Source organism: Bradyrhizobium sp. USDA 4011, from assembly GCF_054063415.1.
On record NZ_JBSSGG010000001.1, the window covers coordinates 560,309 to 573,016 of the forward strand.

A 12,708-nucleotide genomic window follows, 5' to 3' on the forward strand; every position below is an offset into this window, starting at 1 on the left:
GCAGTGCCCTGCGTCGTCAACGGAGCCGCATGGCCGCGTTTGGCGTTTCGATTTCTGCTCTGCTTGCCGCGTTCGTCGCGGTCAGCGCGCTCGACGTCGTCGCGTCGACGCCGGCTTCCGCGCAGGCCTTCACCTACAATCCGCGTCCGCCGAAGCCTGTTCGCCCGCCGGCCAAGAATGACGGGCAGATGCTCGTTCAGGCCACCGAGGTCGATTACGACTACAACAACAGCCGCATCTCGGCCGTCGGCAACGTCCAGATGTTCTACAACGGCACCAGCGTCGAGGCCGACAAGGTCATCTACGACCAGAAGACCAAGCGTCTTCATGCCGAAGGCAACATCCGCATGACCGATGCGGAAGGCAAGATCACCTACGCCAACATCCTGGATCTCAGCGACGACTACCGCGACGGGTTCGTCGATTCGCTGCGCGTCGACACCGAAGACCAGACCCGCATGGCGGCGACCCGCGCCGACCGGTCCAGCGGCAATTACACGGTGTTCGACAACGGCGTTTATACCGCCTGCGCACCCTGTAAGGATGATCCGAAGAAGCCGCCGCTCTGGCAGGTCAAGGGCGCGCGCATCATCCATAACCAGACCGAGAAGATGCTCTATTTCGAGAACGCCCAGCTCGAATTCTTCGGCGTTCCGATGGCGTATCTGCCCTACTTCTCGACGCCCGATCCGACCGTGAAGCGCAAGAGCGGCTTCCTGATGCCGGGCTTCACCACCTACACCGCGTTCGGCTACGGCGTCGAAATCCCATATTATTGGGCGATCGCGCCTGACATGGACGCGACCTTCAGTCCGCGCATCACCACGAAGCAGGGCGTGCTGCTGCAGACCGAATTCCGCCAGCGCTTCGTGGACGGCTCTTATCAGATCAGGCTTTACGGCATCGACCAGCTCGATCAGGACGCCTTCAAGGGCCAGCCTGGCGACCGCCAATTCCGCTGGGGCGTCGACACCAAGGGCCAGTTCGCGCTGAACGACAAATGGGTCTGGGGCTGGGACGGCGTCGTGCTGTCCGACTACTTCTTCATGTCCGACTACCGGCTCGCCCAGTACAAGGACCCGTTCGGTTCGTTCCTGTCGCTGCCGACGGAAGCGATCTCGCAGCTCTATCTGACCGGCGTCGGCAACCGCAGCTTCTTCGACGCGCGCGCGATCTACTATCTCAGCTACTCGGGCAACCAGAACCAGGTCCCGGTGGTGGCGCCCGTCATCGACTACAACAACGTGATCAACAACAACATCCTGGGCGGCGAGTTGAGCTACAGGACGAACTTCGTCAACCTGACCCGCGAAACGGCGGTGTTCGATCCGATCACGACGACCGCCAACACCAACGGACTGTGCTTGACCACGTCCGCGGACCCAATGGCGCGAACCCCCTCGCAGTGCCTGCTGCGCGGCATGCCGGGCACCTACACAAGGCTGACGGCCGAGGCGCAATGGCGCAAGTCCTACACCGACCCGCTCGGCCAGATCTGGACGCCGTTCGCCAGCGTCCGCGCCGATGCGATCAACGCCGACATCTCGAACCAGCCGGGCGTTTCCAACTTCCTGCCGATCGGCGACACCCAGACGGTCCGCTTGATGCCGACCGTCGGCTTCGAATACCGCTATCCCTTCATCAATGTGCAGCCGTGGGGCACGACCACCATCGAACCGATCGCGCAGGTCATCATCCGGCCCAACGAACCCGATGCCGGCAAGCTTCCGAACGAGGACGCGCAGAGCCTGGTGTTCGATACCAGCAACCTGTTCGCGGTCGACAAGTTCTCCGGCTACGACCGCGTCGAGGGCGGCAGCCGCGCCAATGTCGGCGTGCAGGCCACCACGCAATTCGACCGCGGCGGCAGCATCAAGGGGATGTTCGGACAGTCCTACCAGATGTTCGGGCTGAACTCGTTCGCGGTCGCCGACGTCACCAACACCGGCCTCGACTCCGGACTGCAGAACCCGCGCTCGGACTATGTCGCGAGCCTCGCCTATTCGCCCAACCGTACCTACACCTTCAGCGTCCGCTCGCGGATGGATGAAGCGACCTGGAACATCAACCGGTTCGAGGCCACGGCGAGCGCGAATTTCGACCGCTGGTCGGTCGCCGTGACCTACGGCGATTATGCAGCGCAGCCGGAACTCGGCTACCTGACGCGCCGCGAGGGCATCCTCACCAGCGGATCGGTCAAGGTAGCGTCGAACTGGGTGGTTCAGGGTGCGGCGCGCTGGGACCTTGAAGCGAACAAGATCAATCAGTATGCCGTCGGCGCCGGCTACGTGGACGACTGCTTCGTGCTGGCTGCCAACTACATCACGTCCTATACCTATCAGGCTGGCTCGCAGCCGCCCGTCCTCAGCCATGCGTTCATGTTCCAGATCGGGCTGCGGACGATCGCCCAGACCTCCACGACCAGCAGTTCGGCTGGCATGCAGTAGCGAGCGAGGGGCTTGAATTGGGGGCTTGTATTGCCCGCGGGCCGGTGGCCCCGGCTTGAACTGGTTTAAACGGCTGACATGACCACAATGACGACCGCTAGCCTGCCAACCCGCTGCCATTCGCTCGTGTTGAGTTCCCTGCTAGCTCTTTTCCTCCTGTTCGGAGGCGGTGCGCGACTGCATGCCCAGACCATCGCCGTGATGGTCAATGGCGAACCCATCACTAATTTCGACGTCGAGCAGCGCGCCAAGCTGAACGGCCTGACCGGCGGCAAGAATCCCGATCGAAAGGCGATCCTCGAAGAGCTGATCGATGAGAAGCTGAAGATCAAGGAAGCCAAGAAATTCGGCGTCGATCCCTCCGCCAACGATATTGAACAGTCCTATGGCGGCATGGCGCAACGGATGCGGCTGTCCAACGACCAGCTGACCAAGGTCCTCGAGAGCAAGGGCATCCGCCCCGAGACGCTCAAGCAACGCATCAGGGCCGACATGGTCTGGACCAGCCTGGTCCGCGGCCGCTTCAAGGAAAGCCTGCAGGTCGGCGAAAAGGACGTCGCCACCGCGGTCAAGGAGACCGGTGATGCTCCCGACGCCGAAGCGTTCGAATACCGGATGCAGCCGGTCGTTCTGATCGTGCCCCGCGGCTCTCCGCAATCCGAATTCGAGAACCGCCGCAAGGAAGCGGACACCCTGCGCGAGCGCGTGACCTCCTGCGAGGAAGCCAACACCTTCTTCAAGTCGATGCGCAACGCCGCGATCCGCGAGATCGTCGTGAAGACGTCGGCCGACCTGCCGCAGGCGCTGCGCGACCTCCTGGACAAGACCCCGGTCGGCCACCTCACCCCTCCCGAAGTCACCAAGCAGGGCATCGAAATGGTTGCCCTCTGCGGCCGGAAGGCAACCACCGTGGACACGCCGAAGAAGCGTGAGATGCGGGACAAGATGTACGTGCAGAAGTACGAGGCGAAGTCGAAGGCCTACCTGCAGGAAGTCCGGAAAGCCGCGATGATCGAATATCCAGGCGGGCGATGATCGACTATCGTTGACGCATGGCTCAACCTCTCGCACTGACATCCGGCGAGCCCGCGGGCATCGGCCCCGACATCACGCTCGCCGCGTGGCTGTGCCGCCGCGAACTCGATCTTCCGCCGTTCTATCTGCTCGGTGACCGCGCGGCCCTGGCCGAGCGCGCCAAGACGCTCGGGCTCACCGTCGAGTTTGCCGAGGTCAGCGCCGAGGAGGCCTCCGCGGCATTTGCATGGGCCCTGCCCGTCGTTGCGACCGGCAAGGCGGCGACGGCGCGGCCGGGCAAGCCCGACGGAACGAGCGCCGATGCCGCGCTGGCGTCGATCCGTCAGGCCGTCGCCGATGTGGCGTCGGGCAAGGCTGCCGCCGTCGTCACCAATCCGATCGCCAAGAACGTGTTGTACCGCGCCGGTTTCCGCCATCCCGGCCACACCGAATTCCTCGCCGAACTTGCCGCGCGCGGCGGGCCCGCGCCGCAGCCGGTGATGATGCTGTGGTCGCCGGCGCTCGCCGTCGTCCCGGTGACGATCCATGTGTCGGTTCGCGAGGCGCTGGCGCAATTGTCGACCGACCTGATCGTGTCCACCGCGCGGATCGTGGTCGCCGACATGAAGGCGCGGTTTGGCCTCGCCTCGCCGCGGCTTGCGGTCGCCGGCCTCAACCCGCATGCCGGCGAAGACGGCACGCTCGGCATGGAAGACATCGAGATCGTCGCGCCCGCGGTCGAGATCCTGCGCCGCGACGGCATTGCCGCCCGTGGCCCGCTGCCGGCCGACACCATGTTCCACGCAGCCGCGCGCAAGACCTATGACTGCGCGCTCTGCATGTATCACGACCAGGCGCTGATCCCGATCAAGACCGTCGCGTTCGAGGACGCCGTCAACGTCACGCTGGGCCTGCCCTTCATCCGGACGTCGCCCGATCACGGCACCGCGTTCGATATCGCAGGCTCCGGCAAGGCCAATCCCTCGAGCCTGATCGCCGCGCTCCGGCTCGCCGCGCGCATGGCCGCGGCATCAAGCTAAGTGAGCGCGATCGACGATCTGCCGCCGCTGCGCGACATCATTCGCGAGCATTCGCTGTCGGCGCGCAAATCGCTCGGCCAGAATTTCCTGCTCGATCTCAATCTCACCGCACGCATTGCCCGTGCCGCGGGCCCGCTGGAAGACTCGACCGTGATCGAGGTCGGGCCCGGCCCCGGCGGACTGACGCGCGCACTGCTTGCGATGGGCGCCAAGCGCGTCATCGCCATCGAGCGCGACGAGCGCGCGATCGATGCACTCGACTACATCGTCAAGCGCTATCCCGGCCGCATCGAGATCGTGCATGGCGACGCGCAGCACTTTGATCCACGCCCCTTGCTCGATGGCGGCAAGGCCAAGATCGTCGCCAACCTGCCCTACAACATCGCGACCCAGCTCCTGGTCGACTGGCTGTCGATCGAGCCGTGGCCGCCCTGGTACGACACCATGGTGCTGATGTTTCAGCGCGAGGTCGCCGAGCGCATCGTCGCCCATGAGGACGAGGAGGCCTATGGCAGGCTTGCGGTGCTCGCCAATTGGCGCGCCGAGACCAAGATCCTGTTCGACATTTCGCCCGCAGCCTTCGTGCCGCAGCCGAAGGTGACATCCTCGGTGGTACGATTGATCCCGCGCGCCGCGCCGGAGCCGTGCGACCGCCGCATGCTCGAGCAGGTCGCGGCCGCCGCCTTCGGCCAGCGACGCAAGATGCTGCGCCAGAGCCTGAAGTCGCTGTCGGTCGATCCGGCGCGGCTCGCTGCCGCAGCCGAGATCGACGCGACGCGGCGCGCCGAAACCATTCCGGTCACGGGCTTTGTTGCCATGGCCAGGGAATTGGCCGATATACGGTCCACAAAATAGAACATCAGGAGAAAACGTAATGGCGCGTATGGTTCGCCAATCCCTCGTCAAGTTCGATGCACCGCTGTGCGAAACCATCGTGGACACGCCCAAGCCGCAGGGACGCGAAGTGCTGGTGCGCATCGAGCGCTGCGGCCTGTGCCATTCCGATCTCCACATTCAGGACGGTTACGCCGATCTCGGCGGCGGCAAGAGGCTCGACACGACCCGCGGCATGACGCTGCCCTTCACGCTCGGCCACGAGATCGCGGGCGTGGTCGACGAGGTCGGTCCCGATGCGCCGAAGGATCTGGTCGGAACGAAGAAGGCGGTGTTCCCCTGGATCGGCTGCGGCCAGTGCCGCGACTGCCTCGCCGGCGACGAGAATCTCTGCGCCAAGCAGCGCTTCCTCGGCGTCTCGATCGACGGCGGCTTCGCCACCCACGTGCTGGTGCCCGATGCGAAGTACCTGCTCGACTACGATCCGCTGCCGGTCAATCAGGCCGCCACGCTGATGTGCTCCGGCGTCACGGCTTACGGCGCGCTGAAGCGCCTGGTCGATCGCCCGCGGCAGCGCAATCTGCTGCTGATCGGGCTCGGCGGCGTCGGCATGATGGGCCTGTCGTTCGCGCAGGCGATGTTCGAGCAGCCGATCACGGTTGCCGATCTCAGCCCGGCGGCGCGCGAGACCGCGCTGAAGAATGGTGCGGCGGCCGCCTACGATCCCGCTGAGCCCGATGTCGTCAAGCGCATGCTGAAGGAGAGCGACGGCGGCTTCGACGGTGTCGTCGACTTTGCCGGCAACGAGAAGTCGATGGCGTTTGCGGTGTCGACGGTCGCACGCGGCGGCAAGATCGTGGTGTCCGGCCTGATGGGCGGCCAGTTCACGCTGCCGATGGTGCAATGGGTCTACAAGCGCATGACCATCGAAGGCTTCATGGTGGGCACGCTGGCCGAAGGTCAGGAGCTGATGGCACTCGCCCGGGCCGGCAAGATCAAGCCGACCCCGATGAAGGAAGAGCCGATGGCCGACGTCCAGAAATGGATCGACGAGCTGCGGGCCGGCAAGGTCGTCGGACGCATCGTCCTGAAGAACTAACGAAGACGTCCCGCCGGCGTTGCGATCGCCGGCGGGACGCAATGGTCTCGCAGCAGCAACGCGCGCTTCGGTCCTGCGGAACCTGACGTGCGACCGAGCGATCATTCAGCCCGCGTTCCAGCCTTAAGCCTGCCGCAATTGCGGAGCGACGCGAGCCTCAATTAAGCCCTACCCGTTCCGGATTTGCGGCGCATTGCGACCCAACTCTTTACCGAGATTGGCTGCACCAGCGTTTGCGTAAAAAGAAATACCGGGGACGCGTATGTCAAATCGTTCAGCGAAATTCGCTGCGGCGCTTGCCGTCAGCATGTTGGCTGGTGCCAACTTCACGGCCATGGCCCAGACCGCCGCCAATACGGCGAGCACCAATACGGCGAATGCGAAGACTGCGGATAGCTGTCTGTCCGCGCCGAAGGGAACCGCGCCTGCGGGGAGCCACTGGTTCTACCATCTCGACCGCAGCACCAAGAAGCAGTGCTGGTATCTCGGTGACGCCAAGACCAAGACCGTCGCCAGGACCGCGACGACGACGCAGCCACAGCCCGCGGCGGCCGCGCCGGACACCACGACCGCCGATGCAACGCCGCCACAGAGCCAGCCAGCGCCCCAGCCGGCCATGCGCAAATCCGTCGCCGACGCGCATGCCGAGTGGCCCTCCCCGCAGGCCGCAGCCGCGCCGGTCGCGAGCGCAGACGCCGGTCAGTCCGGCACTGCGGCGACGACCGCCCCGGCGGCGTCCGCCGCGCCCACCGGCGCCAACGCCCAGGCGTCGGAGGTGAACGCCAGATGGCTGGATGCATCGAGCATGGCCGGGACCAACGGAACCCGGCACGCCGCAGACCAGCCGACCGTGGTCGCGCAGGCCGATGCGACGCCGCAACAGGCGGCCGCGCCGGCACCGGCCGCACCCGTGACAGCAGAGGCGTCCGCTGAGAAATCGTCGTCCGCAACGCAGATGCTGCTGATCGTGATGGTCGGCGCGCTGGCGCTGGCCGGCCTGGTCAGCGCGCTGGTGTTCCGGCTGACCCGCACCCGTACGCCGCCCTACCAGATCAGCGACGAATGGCGCGCGCCCTGGGATTCACTCCACACCGAGCCGGCGCCGCCGATGGCAGTGGTCAGCCGCGACCGTCCGTTGCGCCTGTCCGAGGCGACGCCGCGCCGGTCCGAGACACCGGTTCCGCGCCGCGCCGAGACGCCGGTTGTTGCTCGCCGCGAGACGCCGCGCGAGGCGGATCAAACCGAGCAAGACAACAAGCAGATCGCGGCGATGCTGCAGCGGCTGGCGCGCAGCGCGGCGAACTAGAGCGGGAAGAGTTTTGGTTGAATCGGCTTGCCGCGCTTTCGGTTCACCTCTCCCCGCCGGGGAGAGGTGAACTTTCGACGCCGTTCCAGTTCAACCTAATTTCATTGTGCTTTAGAGCGCGCTCAGGAAAGCAGATGAGACGTGATTCGATCCCCGGATCGCATCACTGTTCCGGTCGCGCTACTTTTCGAGCTGACGCTGCAGGCCGCGCACGAACTCGGTCAGGCCGGTGCGGCGCTCTCGCTTGAGCCGCTCGGCCTTCAGGATCGACTGCACCTCGGCAAAGGCGTCGTCGACGTTCTGGTTGACGACGATGTAGTCGTATTCCGCCCAGTGGCTCAGCTCATGGGTGGCGCGGTTCATCCGCCCGCGGATGACCTCCTCGGAATCCTGCGCACGGGTGTGGAGACGCTTCTCGAGATCGCCGGCTGACGGCGGCAGGATGAAGACGCTGACCACGTCGGCGCGCGCCTTCTCGCGCAATTGCTGGGTGCCCTGCCAGTCGATGTCGAACAGCACATCCTCGCCGGCCGCGAGCGCAGCCTCGACCGGCGCGCGCGGCGTGCCGTAGCGGTTGTCGAACACGGTGGCCCATTCCAGCAGTTCGCCCTGCTTGGCCATCGCCTCGAACCTGGTCTTGTCGACGAAGAAATAGTCGCGCCCCTCGACCTCGCCCGGCCGCTTCGGCCGCGTGGTCGCCGACACCGACATCTTCAAGCCCGGCATCCGCTCGATCAGCATGCGCGACAGCGTCGTCTTGCCGGCGCCCGAGGGCGACGACAGGACGAACATCAGTCCGCGCCGCTCAACGCCGTCAAAACCCTGCGCCGTCATCGTTCACTCCAGATTCTGGACCTGTTCGCGGAACTGCTCGACCACGTTCTTCATTTCGAGGCCGGTGTTGGTCAGCTCGACGTCGTTCGACTTCGAGCAGCAGGTGTTGACCTCGCGATTGAACTCCTGGGCGAGGAAGTCGAGCCGCCGCCCGACCGGTCCGCCCTTGCCGATCATCTCGCGCGCCTGGCCGATATGCGAGGCGATGCGGTCGAGCTCCTCGCGGATGTCGGCCTTGGTGGCGATCAGGATCGCTTCCTGGCTGAGCCGGTCGGCGTCGAAGCGATCGGAGGTCTCCAGCAGCGCTGCGATCTGCTCGGCAAGCCGCGCCTTGATCGCCTCGGGCTTGCGGCCGGGAGCCGTCTCGGCGCGCTTGGCGAGCCGCTCGATCTCGTCCATGCGCTGCATCAGGATCTGGCCCAGCGCATCGCCCTCGCGGCGGCGCATCTCGACGAGGCTCGCGAGTGCCTGCTCGAAGGCCTTCGCCGCCGCCTCGCGCGCCGCCTTGTCCTCCTCCTCGTTGCTCTCGGGGTCGACCACCTCGATAACGCCCTTGATGCCGAGCAATCCGTCGATGCTCGGCGCCACCGCGTCGATCCGCTGCGCGAGCTCACCTGCGACCTTCACGACCGCGGCCAGCACGTCCTCATTGATCCGGATGGTCTGCGCCGCATCGGTGCGCTTGACGCTGAGGTTGGCGTAGACTGTGCCGCGCGACAGCAACTCGCCGGCCCGCTTCTTGGTAAGGGCTTCCAGTTCGTCCCAGCCCGGCGGCAGCCGCAACCGCAGGTCAAAGCCCTTGGCGTTGACCGACTTCAGCTCCCACTCGAACGTATAGGGACCGCTCGCGCCATGGCTTCGGGCAAAGCCAGTCATGCTCGATAGCGCCATCGCGTGAAACTCTCCAACAGAAGGATATGGGACTCACCCGGAGACGACGAGACTCGTGGGCAGCCGGTGCGAACTTAAAACGGATTCCGTGAAAGTGGAATTACGTTCCACCCTCAAACAATGCAGCGCTAGCGCTGCACAACGGGCGGCGAACTGGTCTGCTGCGCTGCGCCCTGGCGACCGCTGCGCGGCGGTTTCTTCTGGTTGGTGGGCTTCGGCGGTGTGGCCGCCGTGGGATTGGTGTCGGCAGCGCCGGGCGCCGCGGCGGCGGGCACCGGATCATCCGCGGGCTCGACGGTGTCGTTCTGGATCTGCTTTTCCGACGCGCGCAGCTTGGCGACGTTCTTGGCGTGCTGGTCGTAGGTTTCGGTAAAGGCGTGGCCGCCGGTTCCGTCGGCAACGAAGAACAGGTCACGCGTGCGCGCCGGATTGGCGGTGGCCTCCAGCGAGGCGCGGCCGGGATTGGCGATCGGTCCCGGCGGCAAGCCGTCGATCACATAGGTGTTGTAGGGCGACGGCTGCGTGATCTCGCTGCGCTTGATCGGACGCCCCAGCGTTCCCTTGCCGCCCACCAGTCCGTAGATGATGGTCGGGTCGGACTGCAGCTTCATCCTCTGCCGCAGGCGGTTGATGAACACGGCGGCGACACGGCTGCGCTCGTCGGCGCGGCCGGTTTCCTTCTCCACGATCGAGGCCAGCGTCACCAGCTGGTCCGGCGATTTCAGCGGCGAATCGGTGTTGCGGCGTTCCCAGATCTCGGCGAGCACGCGCTTCTGCGCCTGCTGCAGGCGCTGGATCACCTGGTCGCGCGTGGTGCCGCGCGGGAATTTGTAGGTCTCCGGCAACAGCGTGCCCTCGCGCGGAATCTCCCGCACCGAGCCGGTGAAGATGTCGTTGTCGGTGAGCCGCGTCACGATCTGCTCCGAGGTCAGACCTTCCGGGATCGTGATGGCGTGCTGCACCACCTTGCCGTCGACGATGGTGGCGATGACGTCGCGCAGGCTGGCATTCTTCTGGAACGAATATTCGCCGGGCTTGAGATCGGAGCTCGCCTTCAGCGCAAACACGCTGCCGATGAAGACCCAGGGATTGACGTTGATCACGCCCTCGCGCGACAGCACGTCGGCGATGTCACGCTTGCCGGCGCGCGCGGGGATGTTGACGATCTTGTCTTCCTGCAGCGGCCCCGGCGATTCCAGCGTCTGCTTGCCGTAGTAGTAGGTGGCGCCGGCGCCGATCATCAGGATGATCAGGATGGTGAAGATGGCATTGCCGACGATCACGAAAGGATTGCGGGCACGATCCGAGCGCTTGGGCGGCGGCGGAACCTGTTCGGGCTCCAGCGCGGCACGTGGACTCCTTGGTGAAATGGGCGGCCTCTCACTCATCGATGCAAACCAATATCCTGCCGGTTGAATCGTGGCCGGACAAACCCCTGCCCTGCCAATAGCATACGCCCGCTATTAGGAGTCACCGCGGAATACGGCAAAACGGTGGACTAGTTCTAAAGTCCCATTCCGATTGAATCGGAACGGGACTCTAGATTCTTTTTTTGACGCGTTTTCTTCACGCGAACCGGTACCGACTTCGCTCGAAAACGCTCTAAAGACCTACTAATTGGTCACGCGCTGCACGATCACGGAGGCGTTTGTGCCGCCGAAACCGAAGGAATTGGACAGCGCCACATTGACGTCACGCTTGCGCGACGTATGCGGCACAAGATCGATCGCCGTTTGCACCGACGGATTATCGAGATTGATGGTCGGCGGCACCACGTTATCGCGAATCGCCAGCACCGCGAAGATCGCCTCGATCGCACCGGCGGCGCCGAGCAGATGTCCGGTCGCCGACTTGGTCGACGACATCGAAACCTTCGAAGCCGCGTTGCCGAGCAGACGCTCGACCGCGCCGAGCTCGATCTCGTCGCCGACCTGCGTCGAGGTGCCGTGCGCATTGATGTAGTCGAGATCGGATGCGACGAGGCCGGCGCGCTTCAGCGCCATGCTCATGCTGCGGAATCCGCCATTGCCGTCCGGCGGCGGCGAGGTGATGTGGAAGGCATCGCCCGACAGGCCGTAGCCGGTGACCTCGGCATAGATCTTCGCACCACGCTGTTTGGCGTGCTCGTATTCCTCGAGCACGAGGACGCCGGCACCCTCGCCCATCACGAAGCCGTCGCGATCCTTGTCGTAGGGCCGCGATGCCTTTTCCGGCGTGTCGTTGAAGCCGGTGGACAGCGCACGCGCCGCGCAGAAGCCGGCGATGCCGATGCGGGAGATCGGCGATTCGGCGCCGCCCGCGACCATCACGTCGGCGTCGCCGAGCGCGATCAGCCGCGCTGCATCGCCGACGGCGTGCGCGCCGGTCGAGCAGGCCGTGACGACCGAATGATTGGGGCCCTTCAAGCCGTGCTCGATCGAGACGTAGCCGGATGCCAGATTGATCAGGCGGCCCGGAATGAAGAAGGGAGAGACCCTGCGCGGTCCACGTTCCTTGAGCAGCACCGCGGTCTCGGCGATGCCGGTGAGGCCGCCGATGCCGGAGCCGATCATCGTGCCGGTGGCGAACTGGTCCTCATCGGACTTCGGATGCCAGGCGGCATCGTCGAGCGCCTGCCTGGCCGCGCACATCGCGTAGAGAATGAAGTCGTCGACCTTGCGCTGGTCCTTCGGCTCCATCCACTGATCCGGATTGAAGGTGCCGCCAGAGCCGTCGCCGCGCGGAATGTAGCAGGCGATCTGGCTCGGCAGGTCGGACACTTCGAAAGTGTCGATCTTCTTGCCGCCGCTGTCGCCGGCGAGGATGCGCGCCCAGGTTGCGTCAACGCCGCAGCCGAGCGGTGTAACCATGCCCAGCCCCGTGACGACAACTCGTCTCATTTCCACGTCTCCGGCCGGCAATGCGCCGCTAATAATAAGAAGCCGGGGGACCGCTCGATCACGGTCCGTCCGGCCCCGTCAACTTCGCGATCGGCGTCAGCTCTTCGCGTTCTTCTCAAGAAACTTGGTCGCGTCGCCCACGGTCAGAATCGTCTCCGCCGCGTCGTCGGGAATCTCGCAACCGAATTCTTCTTCGAAAGCCATCACGAGCTCGACCGTGTCGAGGCTGTCGGCGCCGAGGTCATCGATGAAGCTCGCGCTATCGACCACCTTCTCGGGTTCGACACCAAGGTGCTCGACCACAATCTTCTTAACCCGCTCGCCAATCTCACTCATCGTTCAACCTCGTTGTTCCATTGGACCC

Annotated in this window: 11 protein-coding genes; 6 read left to right on the top strand and 5 right to left on the bottom strand. The window is 65.1% G+C overall.

From position 1 onward, the window contains the following. Positions 1–29 precede the first annotated feature (29 nt). From ACVW1C_RS02855 to ACVW1C_RS02880, 6 genes are all read left to right on the top strand, one after another. On the top strand, positions 30–2,447 hold the full coding sequence (locus tag ACVW1C_RS02855; RefSeq protein ID WP_456757085.1) for an LPS-assembly protein LptD: 2,418 nt from the start codon (positions 30–32) through the stop codon (positions 2,445–2,447). 87 nt (positions 2,448–2,534) lie between these two features. After that, entirely contained in the window at positions 2,535–3,482 is a 948-nt protein-coding gene (locus tag ACVW1C_RS02860) for a SurA N-terminal domain-containing protein (protein WP_456757086.1), read from the top strand. A gap of 17 nt (positions 3,483–3,499) precedes the next feature. Then, positions 3,500–4,501, top strand: coding sequence for a 4-hydroxythreonine-4-phosphate dehydrogenase PdxA (gene pdxA / locus ACVW1C_RS02865; RefSeq protein ID WP_456757087.1), 1,002 nt, complete (start codon positions 3,500–3,502; stop codon positions 4,499–4,501). Beyond that, positions 4,502–5,356, top strand: a complete 855-nt coding sequence (rsmA, locus tag ACVW1C_RS02870) for a 16S rRNA (adenine(1518)-N(6)/adenine(1519)-N(6))-dimethyltransferase RsmA (protein ID WP_456757088.1) — start codon at positions 4,502–4,504, stop codon at positions 5,354–5,356. A 19-nt stretch (positions 5,357–5,375) separates the two neighbouring features. Then, positions 5,376–6,434 (top strand): alcohol dehydrogenase, encoded by a 1,059-nt coding sequence (locus ACVW1C_RS02875; RefSeq protein ID WP_456757089.1) that lies wholly within the window; start codon positions 5,376–5,378, stop codon positions 6,432–6,434. A 262-nt stretch (positions 6,435–6,696) separates the two neighbouring features. Then, positions 6,697–7,740: a hypothetical protein gene (locus tag ACVW1C_RS02880; RefSeq protein WP_456757090.1), complete on the top strand. Its 1,044-nt coding sequence runs from the start codon at positions 6,697–6,699 to the stop codon at positions 7,738–7,740. A gap of 180 nt (positions 7,741–7,920) precedes the next feature. On the opposite strand, the gene gmk is transcribed toward ACVW1C_RS02880, so the two are convergent. The 5 genes from gmk to ACVW1C_RS02905 all read right to left on the bottom strand — a co-directional run bounded on the left by gmk (position 7,921) and on the right by ACVW1C_RS02905 (position 12,680). Further along, the gene (gene gmk, locus ACVW1C_RS02885) at positions 7,921–8,574 is read right to left on the bottom strand and encodes a guanylate kinase (protein WP_456757091.1); all 654 of its coding nucleotides are present in this window, start codon (positions 8,572–8,574) and stop codon (positions 7,921–7,923) included. Between the two features lie 3 nt (positions 8,575–8,577). Then, positions 8,578–9,465: a YicC/YloC family endoribonuclease gene (locus tag ACVW1C_RS02890; RefSeq protein ID WP_456757092.1), complete on the bottom strand. Its 888-nt coding sequence runs from the start codon at positions 9,463–9,465 to the stop codon at positions 8,578–8,580. Between the two features lie 128 nt (positions 9,466–9,593). After that, positions 9,594–10,853 carry an endolytic transglycosylase MltG gene (mltG, locus tag ACVW1C_RS02895; RefSeq protein WP_456757093.1) on the bottom strand — a complete coding sequence of 420 codons (1,260 nt, stop codon included), beginning with the start codon at positions 10,851–10,853 and terminating at the stop codon, positions 9,594–9,596. 225 nt (positions 10,854–11,078) lie between these two features. Beyond that, positions 11,079–12,344 (bottom strand): beta-ketoacyl-ACP synthase II, encoded by a 1,266-nt coding sequence (gene fabF, locus ACVW1C_RS02900; RefSeq protein ID WP_456757094.1) that lies wholly within the window; start codon positions 12,342–12,344, stop codon positions 11,079–11,081. A 96-nt stretch (positions 12,345–12,440) separates the two neighbouring features. Then, positions 12,441–12,680, bottom strand: a complete 240-nt coding sequence (locus ACVW1C_RS02905) for an acyl carrier protein (protein WP_002716125.1) — start codon at positions 12,678–12,680, stop codon at positions 12,441–12,443. Between the last annotated feature and the right edge of the window lie 28 nt (positions 12,681–12,708).